Below are 19,090 nucleotides of genomic sequence, written 5' to 3'. Positions count from 1 at the left end.
CTCGCGATGATCTTGCCGTCACCCCAAGCGTCAATGAACCGTTACGTTTTTGAAACACCTCACCACCGTTGATCCGTAAGTCCGGTTTTTTGACACTCGCCCCGATATGCGGTCACAACTTTTGCGCTCCGTTGGGTCATAACACCGTGGCCGCCGATGGAATATTGGCAAGCACCGAGGTTTCCAGCCTGATACGGAGATAAGCTCATGATTTTCAACGTACAAGATTTTGGCGCCAAAGGGGACGGCATCACTGACGACACGGCAGCGATCCAACGTGCGATTGATGCAGCGGCGGCCGCAGGTGGGGGGCAGGTTTACATGCCGGGGGGAACGTACATCGTTTCCGGCGGCGCGGAGCCGTCCGATGGCTGCCTGATGCTCAAGAGCAACGTCTATTTGTACGGCGACGGCATGGGCGACACCACGGTCAAGCTGGCCGATGGTTCCGACACCAAGATCACCGGGATCATCCGCTCCGCCTATGGCGAGGAGACCCACGACTTCGGCGTCAGCAACCTCACCATCGACGGCAACCGCGACAGCACCACCGGCAAGGTCGATGGCTGGTTCAACGGCTACATTCCAGGCCAGGAAGGCTACGACTCCAACGTCACCCTCGACAGGGTGGAAATCAAGGACTGCTCCGGCTACGGCTTCGACCCCCACGAGCAGACCGTCAACATGGTCATCAGCAACAGCGTGTCCCACGGCAACGGCCTGGACGGCTTCGTCGCCGACTTCCTCAGCGACAGCACCTTCGAAAACAACGTCGCCTACGACAACGACCGCCACGGCTTCAACATCGTCACCAGCACCCACGACTTCACCATGACCAATAACGTTGCCTACGACAATGGCGGCAACGGTATCGTCGTGCAGCGCGGCAGCGAGGACATTCCCTCGCCGACCCAGATCACCATCACGGGTGGCGAGGTGTACGGCAACGGCGCCGAAGGGGTGCTGATCAAGCTTTCCAGCGAGGTGACCGTCAGCGGCGTCGACATTCACGACAACGCCAGCGCCGGGATCCGCCTCTACGGCAGCAACCACGTCGAGATTCTCGACAACACCCTCAATAACAACTCCCTGGGCGGTGCCGTCCCGGAAATCATCATCCAGTCCTACGACGACACCCTGGGTGTGTCCGGCAAGTACTTCAACGGCAGCGACAACACCATCCAGGGCAACCTCATCAGCGGCAGCGACCTGTCGACCTACGGCGTCGCCGAGCGCAACGAAGACGGCACCGATCGCAACGCGATCATCGCCAACACCATCAGCCACACCAGCAAGGGCGCCACGCTGATCTATGGCGATGGCAGCTACGTCAGCGCCACGGTGCCCATGACCACGGTGCAGGGCACGGCGGGCAACGACACCCTGCTGGGCACCAGCGCCAGCGAGATTTTCTACGGTGGCGCGGGCAATGACATCATCAATGGCGCCGCCGGGGCCGATATCCTGGTGGGCGGCGCCGGCGTCGACAAACTCACCGGCGGCACCGGCGCCGACACGTTCCGCTTCGCCGTCCAGTCCGACAGTTACCGCAACGCAACGTCCAGCTTCGATGACACCATCACCGACTTCGACGTCACCCAGGACAAGATCGACCTCGCCAGCCTCGGCTTCACCGGCCTGGGCAATGGCCGTGGCGGCACGCTGCAGGTCAGTTACAGCGCCAGCAGCGACCGCACCTACGTCAAGGATTACGATGCCGATGCCAGCGGCAATCGCTTCGAGCTGATCCTGGCGGGCAACCTGGCCAGCACCCTGACCGCCGGCAACTTCATCTTCAACCGCGTGATCACGGGCACCAGCGGCAGTGACTCGTTGGTGGGCAGCGACGCGGCCGACACCCTGTTCGGCCTGGCCGGCAACGACAGCCTCAGCGGCGGCGCCGGCGACGACAAACTCGACGGCGGCGCCGGCATGGATACCCTGACCGGTGGCGCCGGAGCGGACACCTTCGTGTTCGCCAACCGCCTGGACAGCTACCGCAACTACAACACCGGCGGCGCCAACCTCGGCGACCTGATCACCGACTTCAACGTCAGCGCCGACAAGATCGACCTGTCCGCCCTGGGCTTCACCGGCCTGGGCGACGGCAGGAACAACACCGTGTACCTGGTGCTCAACAGTGCCGGCACCAAGACCTACATCAAATCCCTGGAGGCCGACGCCAATGGCAACCGCTTCGAAGTGGCGCTGGACGGCAACTACCTCAACACCTTGACCAGCGCCAACTTCGTCTTCGCCACGTCCTCGCCGACCAACCAGGCACCGGTGCTGGCCACACCGCTGCCAGACCAGAACGCGACCGAAAACACCCCGTTCAGCTACGTGGTGCCAGTCACCAGCTTCACCGATCCGGATAACGACAGCCTGAGCTACACCGCCAAGCTGACCAATGGCAGCGCCCTGCCCACCTGGCTCACGTTCGACGCCGCCACCCGCACCTTCAGCGGCACGCCACCCGACACGGCGTCGGGCACCTACGCCATCCAGGTCACCGCGACCGACGGCAGCAACGCCAGCATCAGCGACAGCTTTACCCTCGCCGTACAGGACGTCCCCGCCGCCATCGTGATCAACGGCACGCCGAACAACGACACCTTGACCGGCACCGCGGCCAACGAGCAATTGTTCGGCGGCGCGGGTAACGACACCCTCAACGGTGGCGCCGGCAATGACATCCTGGTCGGCGGCACGGGCGTGGACAAGCTCACCGGTGGCGCCGGCGCCGATGTGTTCCGCTACACCTCCAAGCTCGACAGCTACCGCACCGGCTCCACCAGCGCCAGTGACCAGATCCTCGATTTCGACGTAGCAGCCGACAAGATCGATGTCTCGGCGCTCGGCTACACCGGCCTGGGCAACGGCCTGAACGGCACGTTGCAAGTGACCTACAGCGCGACGAGCAACCGCACCTACCTCAAGGACCTCACCGTCGACGCCAACGGCAACCGCTTCGAAGTGTCCCTGGCGGGCAACCTGATGAGCAGCCTGACGGCCAGCCACTTTGTCTTCGCCGACCAGAACACCCCCACCAACGTGGCGCCCGTCGTGGCGATCCCGCTCCTGGACCAGAACGCCAGCGAAAGCACGCCGTTCACTTACACCGTGAATCACGACAGTTTCACCGACGCCAACCAGGATGTGCTGACCTACACCGCGACCCTCGCCAACGGCAGCGCCCTGCCCGCCTGGCTGAGTTTCAACGCCACCAGCCTGACCTTCAGCGGCACGCCCACCAGCACCGCGGCCGGCAACTATGACGTGTTGGTCAAGGCCACCGATCCTTCGGGCGCATCGGTCAGTGACAGTTTCGCCCTGGTGGTGGCCAATGCTCCCGCCAACACCATCACCGGCACCAACAACGCCGAAACCCTCAATGGCACGACCGGCGCGGACCTGATCCTCGGCCTCGGCGGCAACGACACGATCAAGGCCGGCAGCGGCGCGGACATCGTCGACGGCGGTGCTGGACGCGACTCGCTGTACGGCGGCGACGGTGCCGACAGCTTCCGCTACACCAATATGCTCGACAGCTACCGCGACTACGACACTGGCGGCGTGACGGCCACCGACACGATCTACGACTTCATCGCGGGCGTGGACAAGATCGACGTCTCGGGACTGGGCTTCACCGGCCTCGGCGATGGCAGCAACGGCACGCTGTACATGACCCTCAACGCCGCCGGCGACAAGACCTACATCAAATCCGCCGAAGCCGACGCCGATGGCAATCGCTTCGAAATCGCCCTCAACGGCAATTACCTCAACACCCTCAGCGCCAGTGACTTCGTGTTCGGCGAGCGCGCCCAGCAAGACATTCTGTACCTGCCGACCCTTGGTCAATCCAATGCGCGGCTGTTGCGCATGACCGAGGACGACAACCAGTCCGGCACCTCGATGCTGGTGGACGACCTGGACCGCTACACCCCCTATGACGTGCGCAGCCAATTCACCGACGCCGATGGCAACGGCATCGACATCGCGGTGGGGGGTAGCACAGTCAACGGCCTGTCCACACTCAGCCCCGAAGAGCTCAAGCTGTGCTGGTGGCTGACCGACACCAATCAACCCGGGGCCGCATTGCTGCGCGCCGTGACGCTGTTGCGCGACCAGCTCACCGAACTCAAGGCCATCGATAACGTCACCATGGGCATCATCTGGGGCCAGGGTGAAGAAGCCGCCCAGGAAATCGCCCGCGCCACCGACAAGGCCGCCGCGGCCGCCGCCTACAAAGCCGCGACCCTGAAAGTGTTCGACTACCTGCATGCCCAGTTCGGCAACTTCAGCGTGTACCTGATGGAGACCGGTCACTACGAGCAGGACGCGGCCCGGGCCCGTGGTTATTCGGAAGAGAAAATTGCCTCCATCGTCGAAGGCGTCGGCTATGTCCGTGCCGCCCAGGAAGCCATGGCGGCCGAGCGCGCGGACGTGAAACTGGCGGTGGACTACACCGACCTGCCGTTGCGCTACGAGGTCGATCCGCTGGTGTATCCCGACGACGTCTGGCACCTGCACGAGGAATCGGCGGAAATCGTCGGCCAGCGCCTGGCCGACTACATCGCCGGTGACCTGGGCTTCCAAGGCAACCCCAACGACAACAACAGCGTGCAGGACATCTTCGACAACGCGCAGAACCAGGGCGGGCATATTTCCGGCACCGACCAGGCCGACACCCTGGTGGGCAGCGCGGGCAACGACATACTGGACGGCGACCTCGGTGCCGACACCATGACCGGTGGCGACGGCAACGACATCTACGTGGTCGACAACGCGCTCGACAGCGTGGTGGAAACCAACACCTCGACTTCGCAGATCGATACCGTGAAGGCCTCGGTCAGCTGGACCCTGGGCGCCAACCTCGAAAACCTGGTGCTCACCGGCGTGTCGGAGATCGACGGCACCGGCAACGAGCGGCGCAACTTCATCACCGGCAACGCCGCTCACAACGTGCTCGACGGTGCCGCAGGCGCCGACAGCCTGAGCGGTGGCGACGGCAACGACAGCTATTTTGTCGACAATGCCGACGACAGCGTAATCGAAACCAACAGCAACCCGCTGACGGGTGGCGTCGACAGCGTGCACAGCAGCCTGGCGGCCTACACCCTGGGCAACAACGTCGAGAACCTGTACATCGACAACACGGGCGCCGCCAACGGCACGGGCAATGCCCTGGACAACACGCTGTTCGCCGGCGCCGGTGACAACGTGCTGGACGGACGAGACGGCAACGACACCGCGTCCTACGAGCGAGCCCTCGCGGCAGTGACCGTCAATCTCTCGACCTCGGCCCAGCAGAACACCGTGGGCTCCGGGCTCGACACCTTGAAGTTCATCGAAAACGTCACGGGCAGCGCCTACGCCGATACCCTTTCGGGCAACAGCGCGGCGAACGTGCTGAACGGCGGCGCCGGCAACGACACCCTGGTGGGTGGCTCCGGCGATGACCGCCTGATCGGCGGTGCAGGCACCGACAACCTCACCGGCGGCACGGGCGCGGACACCTACGCGTTCACGGCCCTGTCGGACATGGGCGTCGGGGCCCAGCGCGACGTGATCAACGGCTTCAAGACCACCGAGGGCGATCACCTGGACCTCACGGCACTGGACGCCAACCCGTCGACCGCGACCCTCGACACCTTCAACTTCATCGGCAGCAACGCCTTCGACCCCACCAACGCCACCGGCCAACTGCGCTTTGCCGATGGTATCGTCTACGGCAGCATCGACGCCGACGCCAGCGCCGAGTTCGAATTCGAACTGGTGGGCGTCAAGGAGCTACATGCCAGCGACTTCAATGCCTGACTCGGGGCCAGGGGTGGAAAACTCCTGTGGGAGTAAAGCTTGCTCGCGATGACGATCTCACCAGCACCCTGACAATCAAGCCTCTCCACAGGATCACCGGGGTACCTGTCCTTGTTGATCAGCCCCCCGGGCTCTGGCGAAAACTCACCGCCAGGCGGTTCCAGCTGTTGATGGTGCTGATGGCCAGGGTCAGGTCCACCAGTTCCTCTTCGCTGAAACTGGCGCAGGCCAACCCATAGACATCGTCGGGTACCTGGCTCTGGGCCAACAGCGTCACCGCCTCGGTCCAGGCCAGGGCCGCGCGTTCGCGAGGGGTGAAGAAGCCGCTGTCGCGCCAGACCGCCACGGCATAGAGGCGCCGTTCGGTCTCGCCCTGCCGTCGTGCATCCACCGAGTGCAGGTCGGTGCAGAACGCACAACCATTGAGTTGCGAGGCGCGGATCTTGATCAGATGCAGCAGGGCCGGTTCGATGCTCAGACGGCTGGTCAGCGCCTCCAGGCCGATCATGGCCTTCATCGCCCCGGGAGAAGCCGTGTAGTAGTCCAGGCGCGGGCTCATGGCAGACTCCGTGATCACTGATGCCTGCACGGTAGAGCCTGAAGTCGATCGATAACAGGTCCAATTGTTCGAAAAACCCCGGGACCGCCCTGGCAGACCATTCGCCAGGTTTTTCGCCACGCAACTTCCAGGCTCTGTATGAAAAGCCTTGATACTCGTTCAGGCTGCGTTGAAAACGGCCTCACAATGCTCATGTACTCCAGTACACTGCGCTTGCTCGGCTGTTTTCGCCTTGCCTGACCTTCGTCTCAAGACTTGTCGTACAGAGCCTGAGCCGTCGCACAATGCGGTTAACCTTTGGCCTTTGACACTGGCCGCCAATCGTTTGCCCAGGAGCGCGCGGGTATGGAACTTCATGTTGTCATCAACGGCCGCAAAGACCTGGCGGGCCAGTTGTACCAGCAATTGCGCAGTGCCATCGAAAGCGGTCGCCTGGCCGCCGGCACCCAGTTGCCGCCCAGCCGACTGCTCGCCGGACAACTGGGCATCTCGCGCAAGACCGTTTCCGACACCTACGCGCAACTGACCTACGAAAACCTGCTCACCGGCATCATCGGCAAGGGCACCTACGTCAATGCGCGGCCGGCCAGGACCGTCAGCAAACAAAGCCATCGGGCGCTGGCCGGTGCGGACGTGGTCGAGGCCTGGCGCAGCATGCCGGACCTGATGCGTCATCCGACCCTTGAAGGCGCGCTGCGCTACGACTTCATCGGCGGCGCCACCGGCAAGGGCCAGTTTCCAGTGGACGACTGGCGACGCTGCACCGCCCACGCACTGCGCCAGATCGCCAGCGCCAAGGGCTTCTACAGCCAGCCCGAGGGCTTGCCGGCGCTGCGCAATGCCATCGCCCGGCACATCGCCTTTTCCCGTGGGGTCAATTGCCAGGACGAAGACGTGGTGGTGTGCAACGGCGCGCAACAGGCCCTGGACCTGATCTCTCGGGTACTGACCCGCCCCGGCAGCCTGGTGGCGATGGAAGACCCGGGTTACCCGCCCGCGCGGCTGCTGTTCGGCTCCCATGGCGCGACGGTGGCCGGGGTGCCGGTGGACGAGCAAGGCATGCGCGTCGAGCTGATTCCGGACGGCACGCGGTTGATCTACGTGACGCCTTCCCATCAGTTTCCCCTGGGAATGCCCATGAGCCAGGCCCGCCGCGAAGCCCTGCTGGCACGGGCATACGAGTTGGGGGCGATCATCATCGAAGACGACTACGACAGCGAATTCCGCTACGAGGGCCGGCCTGCCGACTCGCTGCAAAGCATGGACGAGCGCGGGATCGTGGCGTACGTCGGGACGTTCTCCAAGACCCTGTTGCCGGAGTTGCGGCTGGGTTATGCGATCCTGCCGCCGGCGATCCTGGAAGCGGTGATCCTGGCCAAGCGCCTCACCGACCAGCACACCTCCACCCTGCCCCAGTGGGCGCTGGCCAAGTTCATCGCCGAGGGCTGCCTGCTCAAGCACATCCGCCGCTGCCATGCCCTGTATGCCGGTCGACGCGAGCGGATCCTGGCGCGCATGGCCGGGGATCTGTCGCCCTGGTTCGAGGCCGTGCCCACCACGGCCGGTTTCCACATGGCGGTGCTGTGCAAGGCACCGATGGACCTGGCGCTGGTGATCGAACTGGCGAGGAAAGCCGAAGTCGGGCTGTACAGCCTGGACGGTTTCTTCGCCGAGGCCCCGGTGCGGGCCGGCCTGTTCTTCGGCTTCGGGGCCATCGAAACCCTGGATATCGACATCGCCCTGGACCGCTTGCGCGATATCTTGCAGCAGGTGGCTTGACCGCTTGACGGATTGGTCTGGACATTTATCTGCCCATTGGCTGTTTGAGTACGGCCCGGGCAGGCCTATCCTGCTCAGGTGCCGTTGAGGTTGAGCACACCTCGTTTGACTTGATTCAGGAGCCTGGACAATGTCTCGCCAAGTGATCAATACCGTACAGGTACAAGCCGCCGCCGGACGCTCGGAGGCGCTTGGCCGCCAGTTACAGCAAATCGTCGAGACCCTGCGCGCGCTGCCAGGCTGCGACGGCTACATGGTCGACCGTTGCCCGGAAGACAACGACCGCTGGAACGTCAGCGCCCGCTGGCAATCGGAAGCAGCCATGCAGGCCCACTTCAACTGCCCCGAAGTGCAGGGCTTCATTGGCTTGATCGAAAGTCGCCTGGCCCGAAGCGTGGATTTCAACAGTTTCCCGATTGTCTGAGCCCGCTGCACTTGGCTTCATCGACCCGGCCAAGTGGTCTACTCACCTTACGAAAGATTGGACGTTTGTTTGCCCCGCCCTGGGGCTTAGGGTGAACCCATTAGTTCACTCCACCCCACAAAGGCCATGCCCCATGAAAACACTCTGCCTGATCGCCGCCCTCGGCCTGCTGTCCATCGCCCAGGTCCACGCCCACGAAACCGCGCCTGCGGAAAACGTCAAAGTCCTGCAGGAAAAGATGCTGAAGAACCTGCCCGGCAAAAAGACCCTGATGCTGACCGTCGACTACGCGCCGGGCCAGTCGTCCATCGCCCACATGCATGAGGGCACAGCCATGGCCTATGTGCTCGAAGGCGCGATTACTTCACAAGTCAAGGGCGAACCGGCGACTACCTACAAGGCGGGAGAGTTCTGGTATGAAGCCGCAGGCTCCGAGCACCTGGTCTCGAAAAACGCCAGCACGACCCAGCCGGCGAAACTGCTGGTGTTCATGGTGATGGGGGAAAATGAGGCGGTGTTGATACCGCTGAAGAACTGACCCACTGTAGAGCTGCGTTGTGCCGCCCCAACAGGTTTGAGGGCCTGCCGAAACCATGAAAAAAGCCCCGCATCTTTCAATGCGGGGCTTTTTCATTCAACGCAGGATCAGTTGGCCGTTACGACCGCCTGACCGCTCAACGCCAGGTCCAGCAGTTCGCGGTTGGCAACCGCGTACATGGCGTAGTCGGTGCCGCTGGCGGCACGGATGTCCACCAGCATCGCGCGCCAGCGCTCGACCATGCTGTGGTGCTGCTCCAGCCACAGCGCCAGGCGTGTTTCCACGTCCTGGCTACCGTCACCTTCCTGCAGGACCGAGATGGTGATCGCCCGTTGCTGCCAGTCGATGTCATCGCGGAACGCTTCGCGGGCCAGGGCCTGCCAGTTGTTTTCCACCGGCAAGGCACTGATCTGCTGCAGGTACCAGGTGATGTCCAGGGCGCTGCCCACCGCGAAGTAGGCCTTGGCCACGTCGGCGGCGTTCTGGCCGGTCACGTCGGAAGCCTCGATGATCGGCAGCAAGGTGTACAGGTGTGTGGTGCCTGCAACCATGCGCGCCAACAGCTCTGGCACGCCAGCGGCCACGTAGGCCTGGTAGCGGGTCTGCCAGCCTTCGCGGGTCGGGCCTTCCAGCAGTTCGTCGAGCTTGAGGCCCAACGCCGCCAGATGCGGACCGAAGTGCGCGACGTCGCGAGCGGCGTTCTGCTCGTTGCGACGGCTGCGCAGGAACCAGCGCGTCGCACGACGACCCAGGCGCATCAACTCGTCCATCAGTTCCAGCTGCACGTCCGCCGGTACCTGGTGGTCCAACGCTTCGATCTGGCGGAACCAGTGTGGGAGATGGAAGATGTCCCGCACGATCACATAGGCGCCGGCCACGTTGGCCGGGCTCATGCCAGTCGACTCTTTCAAGCGCTGGACGAAGGTGATGCCCATGTGGTTGACCAGGTCGTTGGCGATCTGGGTGCTGACGATTTCGCGCTTGAGGCGATGGCGACGCATGGCCTCGGAGAACTTGCTCACCAGTGTCGGTGGGAACGCCGTCTCCATGTCGCGGGTCAGATAATCGTCGTCCGGTACCAGGGAGTTGAGCAGCGCTTCCTTGAGGTCGATCTTGCTGTAGGAGATCAGCACCGACAGTTCGGCACGGGTCAGGCCATGGCCCGCCGTGACACGTTCGGTCAGCTGTTCTTCGGTCGGCAGGAACTCGATGGCGCGGTCCAGCTTGCCCCGTGCTTCCAAGTCGTTCATCAGGCGCTTGTACTCGGCGATCCGCACGAATGCACGGCGTGCCGCCAGGGACAGGGCCTGGGTCTGCTTGTAGTTGTTGCCCAACACCAGGCCACCGACTTCGTCGGTCATGCTCGCCAGCAACTGGTTACGTTGCTTGTCGGTCATGTCGCCGGCCTGCACCACTTCGTTGAGCAGGATCTTGATGTTCACTTCGTGGTCGGAGCAGTCCACGCCACCGGCGTTGTCGATGAAGTCGGTGTTGGTGGCGCCGCCATGCAGGCCGAACTCGACGCGACCCAGTTGGGTCATGCCCAGGTTACCGCCCTCGCCCACGACTTTGCAGCGCAGCTCGTTGCCGTTCACGCGCAACGCGTCGTTGGCCTTGTCGCCCACGTCGGCATGGCTTTCGCTGCTGGCCTTGACGTAAGTCCCGATACCGCCATTCCACAACAGGTCCACCGGCGCCTTGAGCAAGGCGTTGAGCAGTTCGGTCGGGGTCAGCTTGTCGACCTTGATGTCGAACCGTTCCTGCATCTGTGGCGTGATGGCGATGCTCTTCGCGCTGCGCGAGAAGATACCGCCGCCTTCGGACATGATGCTGGCGTCGTAGTCGGTCCAGGCCGAACGCGGCAGGTTGAACAGACGCTGGCGCTCGGCGAAGCTGCTGGCCGGTTCCGGGTTCGGGTCGATGAAGATGTGCAGGTGGTTGAACGCCGCGACCAGCTTGAGCTTGTCGGACATCAACAAGCCGTTGCCGAACACGTCGCCGGCCATATCGCCCACGCCCACCACGGTGATGCTGTCTTCCTGGACGTTGATGCCGCGCTCGCGGAAATGGCGCTGCACGCCAACCCAGGCGCCCTTGGCGGTGATGCCCATTTTCTTGTGGTCATAACCGGCCGAGCCGCCGGAAGCGAACGCATCGCCCAGCCAGAAGCCGTAGTCGATGGCAATGCCGTTGGCGATGTCGGAGAAGGTTGCAGTGCCCTTGTCCGCTGCCACCACCAGGTACGGGTCATCGTCGTCATGACGCACGACGTTGGCCGGCGGTACCAGTGCGCCGTCCTTGAGGTTATCGGTGATGTCCAACAGGCCCGAGATGAAGATGCGGTAGCAAGCGATGCCTTCGGCCGCGATCTCGTCCCGGCTGCCGCCCAGCGGCAAGCGACGAGGCAGGAAGCCACCCTTGGCGCCCACTGGCACGATCACCGAGTTCTTCACTTGCTGGGCCTTCACCAGGCCGAGCACTTCGGTACGGTAGTCTTCTTCACGGTCAGACCAGCGCAGGCCACCGCGAGCCACGTTGCCAAAACGCAGGTGCACGCCTTCAACCCGTGGCGAATAGACGAAGATCTCGAACTTGGGCACCGGTTTCGGCAGTTCAGGGATCAGGTGCGGGTTGAATTTGAAGCTGAAGTAGGACTTGTTCTGGCCGTTGGCGTCGGTCTGGTAGAAGTTGGTCCGCAGGGTGGCCTTGATCAGGTCCAGGTAGCGACGCAGGATGCGGTCTTCGTTGAGCACCTGGACGTCGTCCAGGGCCGAGAGGATCGCCTGCTCCAGGCGCAGTTGCTTGTCTTCCAGGTCGTCGCCGCTGAGTTTGCGGGCCAGGTAGAAGCGGGTCTTGAACAACCGGGTCAGTTCGCGAGCGATGTCGGTGTGGTTGTTCAGGGTGCTGGCGATGTAACCCAGGTCGAAGCCCAGGCGGATCTGCTTCAGGTAACGGGCGTAGGCACGCAGCAGCGCCACGTCGCGCCATGGCAGGCCGGCAGTCAGCACCAGGCGGTTGAACGCATCGTTCTCGGCGTCGCCGCGCACGATGTGCACGAACGCGTCCTGCAGGGTGTCGTTGAGCTGCTGGATGTCCAGGTCCAGGCCTTCGGCGGCGGTGAAGGCGAAATCATGGATCCAGAACTCGCGGCCATTGGTGTGGCGCAGGCGATACGGGAACTCACCCAGCACACGCAGGCCGAGGTTTTCCAGGATCGGCAACACGTCGGACAGCGCCAGCGGCGCATCGGCGTGATACAGCTTGCAATGCAGCTCACGCTGGCCGGACACCTGGCCCAGCGGCTGGTAGAAACTCATCACCAACGGATTGGTTTCGCTCAGGCTCAGCAGGTGTTGCATGTCGACCACCGCCGAATGGGCGGCGAAACGCTCGCGGTAACCGGCAGGGAAACCTTTCGGGAAGTCGGCCAGCACATTGGTGCCATGGGCTTCGCCGAAGCTCTCGACCACCAGGCTGTCGTAGTCGTCTTTCCAGCTGCGGCAAGCCTGGATGACTTCTTTTTCCAGCAACAGCGGATCGATGTCGAGGCGGTTTTTCGGGTCCACGCGCAGGATCAATTGCACGCGAGCCAGTACGGATTCGGAGAAGAACGTCCAGAATTCGCAGTCCGAGGCCTTCAGACGATCCATCAGCACCTGCTGGATCTTCTGGCGCACTTCGGTGGAGTAGATGTCACGCGGAACGTAGGCCAGGCAGTAGCAGAAACGACCGTACGGGTCCTTGCGCAGGAACAGGCGGATCTTGTTGCGTTCCTGGATCTGCACGATGGACATGACGGTGCTGAACAACTCGTCCACCGGAGTCTGGAACAGATCGTCACGCGGCAGCACCTCGAGCACCTGGGCCAGTTCCTTGCCCAGGTGAGCCTTGGCCTGGAAGCCCGAACGACGTTCGATTTCCTCGACCTTGCGGCGGATGTACGGAATGACCCGCACGCTCTCGCCGTACACCGAAGAGGTGTACAGGCCCATGAAACGGCATTCCTTGACCACCTTGCCGTCGGCATCGATTTCACGGATCGACACATAGTCCGGGTAGGCTGGACGGTGCACGCGGCTCGGGTGCGCGGCCTTGGCGAACGACAGCAGGGTCGGTTCGCGCAGGTAATTGACGGCGTAGTCTTCGATGCGCAGGTCTTCGGCGGTCAGGCCGGCGCGCAGCAGCTTGGTCAGGCCGAGGAACGAGTCGGGGTTGTACTCGATGTGGCCGCCTTCGGTTTCGTCACGCACCACGAACTCTTCGTAGCCGAGGAACGTGAAGTGGTTGCCCACCAGCCACTCCAGGAAGCTCTTGATCTCGCTCTTTTCATCAGCGTCGATGGCGTAGGCGCTGTTGTCCAGGCCGCTCAGGATTTCCTGGACCTTGGCTTTCATCGGCTCGAAATCGGCCACCGCCACGCGCACTTCACCCAGCACCTGCTCCAGTTCCTTGCCCAGGACACTGAGCTCGGCGGCGTTGGCGCAGCGGTCGATCTCCAGGTACATCAACGACTCTTGCAGGATGCCGTCGCCCTGGGTGCCTTTAGGCAGGATTTCCAGCAACTCGCCCTTGCTGCCGCGACGCACGCTCAGGACGGTGGTTTGCAGGGTATGGATGCTGTAGCCGCGGCGGTTCAGTTCGGTCCGGACCGAATCCACCAGGAATGGCAGGTCGTGGTGCAGCACTTCGACCGCGGTATGGGTCGATTGCCAGCCGTGGCGTTCGTAATCGGGGTTGTAGACACGCACCTGGGACTGCGCGTGGTCGAAGCGCTCAAGCAGGCGCCACGCAGACAAGGTGCAACCGGCGAGGTCGGACAACCGGCGTTGGGTGAGTTCATCGAGGGAAATGATGCCGAAGAATTGTTCAGCGAACAGCGCCACTTGTGGCAGTGCCTGTTCACTGATGTGCTGCGCCAGAGCCGCTTGCAGTTGCTGCTGGAAGTCGGCTTTGCTGGCTGCGGTGAAGAACGCCATCTGTGGTACTCCGCTTGGGCTTGTTATTGATTAACGCGTCGCGCGCAACCCCTCTATGGGTTGCCGGTCATCCTGTTCCTGGTTCTCGGGCAGAGGAAACAGGACGACAGGTGGGTGAAGCTGGACAAGACCCGCAGGTCACATTCCTTTTCCATGTAAATTCCATGTAATGGACACCTGCAAAGTGCACTGCCCAGTGCACTTTGCAGGAGCACATCCGTTGCGCAGCTTAACGAGTGCGGCAAGCCACCTGCTTGCAGCGCTGCGACATATTCGGTCAACGCTATGCGCCTCAAGCACCTCGGCTAACCCTAGCAGCCTTGGGGGCCCAATAGGGTAATCCAGCAGAAAATCGTTCAGGCTGGCAGAATCATTTTTTTTTGTACCCAGCTGTGCATTCGAACCAGGAGCTCCACCATGCAAATGACCACCGCCCTTCTGATCGCCAACCCCTGCGACGACGAAGAAGACAACATGGCCATGTTGTGCTGCCACAGCACCCAGGGTGAGATGTTCCTGATGACCCGCTACCCCGACGAAGACGAACTGGAAATCGCCCTAGATGGCGAACCTTCCACCCTGGACGGCGTGAAAGTCACCCTCAGCCCGACCCGCTTGCTGATCGAAATCGCGGCGAGGGATGCCGATGCACTGAACGGCGATGATGTGCTGGAGATCATCCACGACACCGATGCGGCGGACTTGGCGGAAGTGGAACTGACGTTGCAGAACATTCTCAAGGGGACGGGGACTTATGTGAGCCAACTCTGACTCCAACGGTTGCCGCTCCCCCCTTTGGCATCAGAGCCCCCTGATCCCAAAGCGCCCTCGCCACGGGTCAGTGCATCGGCCGAAGAACCCGGGGCTTACCCTGTCAGTTCCTGCAGTAGACAGGGAGAGCTCCTGCTTAATAGGCGCCCCCACATGGGCTCGGCCACCACAGGCACCTGCCTTAGAACACCTCTGCGCCCTTACCAGACTACCCTTTCGATCCTTTCCTAAAATAATATAAACACCCCAAACGACGGAAACAGTAGAGAGAAACCGGCTCTTTCAACAAAGCAGCCACCTTCCTACATCCCCCTCCTACTCAATGGCAAGAACGGACCTACTTCAGCCTCGGAAGTTACGCAATAGCCTTAACCCCATCTCAATGTTATTAATTAATCACTTGCGAACACACGCAAGTTGGGCACTCGCATCGCGACACCCATTAACTACATTGGAGTAAATCGACATGGGCAGGAAACGCTCTGAAATAAATCACACCTTTTTTGGCCTAACACAGACTTTAGGCTTTTCTAAAGGTCTCCTCGCAACAGAAGCGGACTTTTTTGCGTCGCTGACCAATTAAGCCAGCGACCGATTAAATATCGGAAAACAGATGCCGAAAGGATCTCCTTTCGGCATCCATTAACGGAGATCCATATGTCTGAACGCGAACTCTCACCCACCGAAGCACTATTCAACATAATGTCCACGCTCCACACACTGGGCCTCAGCGCAGTAACACGGTACACAGCACCATCCAAGCTGGTAGCGACGGCGGAACTGTTTGATGGCAACAATAATCTCATTGAATCTGGGGCTGGCAAGGGACCAGATTCACTAATAGGCGCACTGGCAGAAAGCATTGAACACTTTGGCACGTTTCAATCTCTCGCTGACTCTCCCATACGGTGCCGCTCCGACAAGATAGCCACTCAAAAAGCAGTCACAGAAGATGGGATTTTTACCAGCCTGCCTCACACTGAAAAATTAATAGAGTGCTTCAGGCTTACTTCACTCAACAACGATGAAGCGCTATTTGCTCCATGTGCCCTTCTATGCCCAGAAACGACGCAATCCATCCACGAAGATCCGAATTCTGCACTGCACTTTCTATCTCGCTACTCATCAAACTCCGGAATTGCTTTTGGTTGTACAGAGAACGAAGCACTGTTACATGGTACCCACGAAGCAATCGAGAGGCATATCCTGTCGCTTTTCTACATGACTGTCTGCGGCCTCGGTCCGGCAATTGAACTGTACATACCTTCCACCGCGTTGCTTGAAACGGCGCTGAGGAATAACCCCTCTGCCTTGGCGTCAGCGAGCGGCCTGCGAGTGGCTGTCATCAAGGACGTGCTATCCGTATATTTTGCAGTGGCATTTCCCAAAGAGGGCCCGGGACCTCATCATCTTTCACCCATCGGCTCCGGATGCTCGCTTGAAATCCAAACTGCAATCCAAAGAGCAGTTACTGAACAGTTTCAGTCCGAGGACTTATATGACGACGCTGAAGAATTTATAGATAGAAAAACCTTTGATTTACTGTCCCAATCGAAGAGCCTGAAACACCTTATTGACTTCACACCAATCACAAAAGCAACACTCCCCATAATCGACACTCCAGTACATACCGACTCCGCCACAGTTTCCACGCAATTAGAAACATTGCAAAACAGCCTTTCAAACACAGGAATGAAAATATTCCACCGAACCATAGCTCGCTTTTCAAGCAACAGCATCATCACTCAAACTTACATTCCAGGACTTGAGCGCTTTAACATCATCCGGAGTGGCCGCCTAGTGGTGCCTCAGTACGTGCTACGCCGATGAATTATCGAAACACGAAGCAATCAGGAGCAGGCATATGCGCAGCATCCGAACAATGACAAGAAACGCCTATAAAAAACACACAAATCTCTTAGCACTGACTATAGTCACAATCATCGCACTCAAACTCATCACGCTCGCACCTCCATTGTTACTTGGAACCATCATCGACACCCTGCAAGGTCACATTAATCCAGCGTCCAATACACTGCTCGCGCTGACAACAGGCCTGATTATCGCGGGATGCATTCATGCCATCATCACTCCGCTGCAAATCCACGCGCTGTCCAAACTGGTACAGCGCATTATCCTGAACGCTTCCATTGAGTGGATCACCGAGCTTATAAGCAAGGAATTTTCACTATTCAATTCCTGGCGGATCGGCCATTTCATAAAGTCGGTTGAGCGTGGAATTACCGCTCACGAACAACTGCTGACGTTCATTATGACTATTGCGCTGCCGGTACTCTTGGAATTCATAGTTGTTGGGGCTGCTTTTATTTACATAGGGGGCAGTGAAATTTTTTTGAGCATGACAGCGTTCGGGATTATCTATCTGGCCGCCACCCATAAAATTATCAGATGGCGCAGAAAGCACATTGATGCGGTCAATGAACAGGAAGATGAATTAAGTGCTCACCTCTACAACACCCTCAACGCGGGAAAAATCATAAAGCTGGAAAGTGCCATACCCACGGCCCTGCAACCGTTGAACGCGGCATTCGGACGCTATGCCAAAGCTGCGGTGACGACGGCATCGTCTGGCGGCCTGCTGAGCGCCGCCAAGATTCTGTTCATAAGCCTCTCCACCGGGGGGCTGCTCTGCTGGGGCGTCGTCGATCAATTGTCGGGGCAACCCAGTATCAGTGTCGGACAACTGGTTGCCATTTTTTCAATCGCGGGGAGTTATCTGCTCAACATTTCAACCCTGACTGAAGGGTATCGGGTACTTGATCAGTTCCTTGCAGACCAGCGCCAATTCCAGAGTCTGCTATCACTTCCGGATTTCGATTGCAGCAATCGGCTGGCAAGGGTTGATTTCCAGCGTCTCTCGGAGCTGGAGCTCATACCTTGTGAAGTGGCAGGAACGGCAGCGCCTCGCCTGTCGGTCAGGCGCTCCCTGGCATTTACTCAAGGGCAGTCCGTGGCCATCACGGGCCCTAGCGGCGCCGGCAAATCCACTTTTCTGGAAATCCTCGCCGGGCTTGATGTATCAACGCGAGACCAACTGAGTATCGACTCGATACCGGTCTCACTCTTGACCGCTCAAGCCCACTTGGACGCCTTGAGATACTGCCCCCAACAACCACGGTTTCTGGAAGGCCCTTTTGAACAATCGGTTCTGCTCGGAGGCAGCTCATCACCGATCTTGTCTAGAGCCATACGGCAACTGGAACTGGATGAGATCGTGGCAACACGGCAGGTTAGCGAAAACGCATCGAATATTTCCGGAGGCGAAGCCAAACGCCTGTCGCTGCTGCGCCTGATCAACAAGCCCGGAAAATTCAATCTGTTCGACGAGCCAAGTGCATCCATCGAGCCCAGACTGACCACGCCCCTTTGGGATCTGCTATTCGAAGTTTTTGCTGGGCAGGGATTGATATGTGTCACCCATGACGTTGACCACCTGCATCGCTTTGACCGAGTCATCGTGATGCATGACGGGGTAATCGTGGAGGATGGTCCATGGCGGGAGCTGGTCGACAGGCCTGCAGTCAAGCTGCTGGTGGATGAGATTCGGATGCAGAACTAGCGAAATATGATGCTGGATCTGCTGGCGTCATCGTCGGATCGCCGCCCGGAGCAGGCTCGCTCCCACATTGGAGCTGTGACAACACTCAAATCCTGGGCCCACAGGTTCTGCGGTGGCCCAGGACTCCTGGAATATCACAAGTTCCTTGTGGCGAGGGCAAGCTCCCTCGCCACAGGGGGTTATGTCGGCTGACAGGTTTCGATGTTGTCCAATGCACGGTTTGCCAACAGGCTGCCCAATTCGATCAGCTGTTGGATGCCCAGGAGGAAATGTCGGCGTGACCCCTCCAGATTGAAGGCTAGGTCCTCAACCATGACATTGGCCGAGGCCAGGGTTTCGCTGAGGTTGGCGAGCAGGCATTCGGTATCGATGTCTTTGCTGACGATGAAGAGTTGGCTGGGTGCAGGACCCGATTCGGACTTATCCGGTTTGGGGTTCAGATAATGGTCGAGGACTCGGTCGGTGACTTCATCGTGTTTTTGGGACCTGGTTTTTTGGCGCGGTGAAGTTGGATCGGTATTCGGTGGGTTTGGGGTTACTTTGAACATGAATGAATCTCCAAATCAGGGACTGTCAGATTTTTTGTGTTCGGGCCGGTAGCGGCCTGCCGTCAGGCAGGCCTTGATTTCACCAGGTCGGCCTG

General features: G+C 60.3%; 10 protein-coding genes. 7 read left to right on the top strand and 3 right to left on the bottom strand.

Translation table 11 applies throughout. The annotated features are described in order from the left end of the window. Nucleotides 1-207 precede the first annotated feature (207 nt). Complete coding sequence (locus N4Q37_RS26335; protein ID WP_260963116.1) at nt 208-5,820, top strand: putative Ig domain-containing protein; 5,613 nt, start codon at nt 208-210, stop codon at nt 5,818-5,820. 118 nt (nt 5,821-5,938) lie between these two features. Here the strand turns inward: N4Q37_RS26335 and N4Q37_RS26330 are convergent, their stop codons facing one another. Further along, complete coding sequence (locus tag N4Q37_RS26330) at nt 5,939-6,379, bottom strand: carboxymuconolactone decarboxylase family protein (RefSeq protein ID WP_260963115.1); 441 nt, start codon at nt 6,377-6,379, stop codon at nt 5,939-5,941. A 345-nt stretch (nt 6,380-6,724) separates the two neighbouring features. Between N4Q37_RS26330 and pdxR the strand changes: the two genes are divergently transcribed. The 3 genes from pdxR (at nt 6,725) to N4Q37_RS26315 (ending at nt 9,120) form a co-directional block, all read left to right on the top strand. Then, a complete protein-coding gene (gene pdxR / locus N4Q37_RS26325; protein WP_260963114.1) occupies nt 6,725-8,158 on the top strand; it encodes a MocR-like pyridoxine biosynthesis transcription factor PdxR in 1,434 nt (477 codons plus the stop codon). 130 nt (nt 8,159-8,288) lie between these two features. After that, nucleotides 8,289-8,582 carry an antibiotic biosynthesis monooxygenase family protein gene (locus N4Q37_RS26320; RefSeq protein WP_260963113.1) on the top strand — a complete coding sequence of 98 codons (294 nt, stop codon included), beginning with the start codon at nt 8,289-8,291 and terminating at the stop codon, nt 8,580-8,582. Between the two features lie 133 nt (nt 8,583-8,715). Further along, nucleotides 8,716-9,120, top strand: coding sequence for a cupin domain-containing protein (locus N4Q37_RS26315; RefSeq protein ID WP_260963112.1), 405 nt, complete (start codon nt 8,716-8,718; stop codon nt 9,118-9,120). 107 nt (nt 9,121-9,227) lie between these two features. Here N4Q37_RS26315 and N4Q37_RS26310 read toward each other — a convergent pair whose 3' ends face one another. Beyond that, a complete protein-coding gene (locus N4Q37_RS26310; protein ID WP_260963111.1) occupies nt 9,228-14,096 on the bottom strand; it encodes an NAD-glutamate dehydrogenase in 4,869 nt (1,622 codons plus the stop codon). Nucleotides 14,097-14,513: 417 nt separating this feature from the next. On the opposite strand from N4Q37_RS26310, the gene N4Q37_RS26305 reads away from it, so the two are divergent. The 3 genes from N4Q37_RS26305 to N4Q37_RS26295 all read left to right on the top strand — a co-directional run bounded on the left by N4Q37_RS26305 (nt 14,514) and on the right by N4Q37_RS26295 (nt 18,447). Continuing rightward, nucleotides 14,514-14,867 (top strand): hypothetical protein, encoded by a 354-nt coding sequence (locus tag N4Q37_RS26305; RefSeq protein WP_260963110.1) that lies wholly within the window; start codon nt 14,514-14,516, stop codon nt 14,865-14,867. A gap of 657 nt (nt 14,868-15,524) precedes the next feature. After that, a complete protein-coding gene (locus N4Q37_RS26300; RefSeq protein WP_260963109.1) occupies nt 15,525-16,697 on the top strand; it encodes a YcaO-like family protein in 1,173 nt (390 codons plus the stop codon). Nucleotides 16,698-16,731: 34 nt separating this feature from the next. Next, on the top strand, nt 16,732-18,447 hold the full coding sequence (locus N4Q37_RS26295; RefSeq protein ID WP_260963108.1) for an ATP-binding cassette domain-containing protein: 1,716 nt from the start codon (nt 16,732-16,734) through the stop codon (nt 18,445-18,447). Nucleotides 18,448-18,626: 179 nt separating this feature from the next. Here N4Q37_RS26295 and N4Q37_RS26290 read toward each other — a convergent pair whose 3' ends face one another. Further along, on the bottom strand, nt 18,627-18,995 hold the full coding sequence (locus tag N4Q37_RS26290) for a DUF6124 family protein (RefSeq protein ID WP_260963107.1): 369 nt from the start codon (nt 18,993-18,995) through the stop codon (nt 18,627-18,629). Nucleotides 18,996-19,090 lie beyond the last annotated feature (95 nt).

The sequence above is a fragment of the Pseudomonas citri genome (assembly GCF_025336485.1).
Lineage (GTDB): Bacteria > Pseudomonadota > Gammaproteobacteria > Pseudomonadales > Pseudomonadaceae > Aquipseudomonas > Aquipseudomonas citri.
The sequence above is the reverse complement of the archived record's forward strand: the minus strand, read 5'-3'. Positions and strand labels throughout refer to the sequence as shown.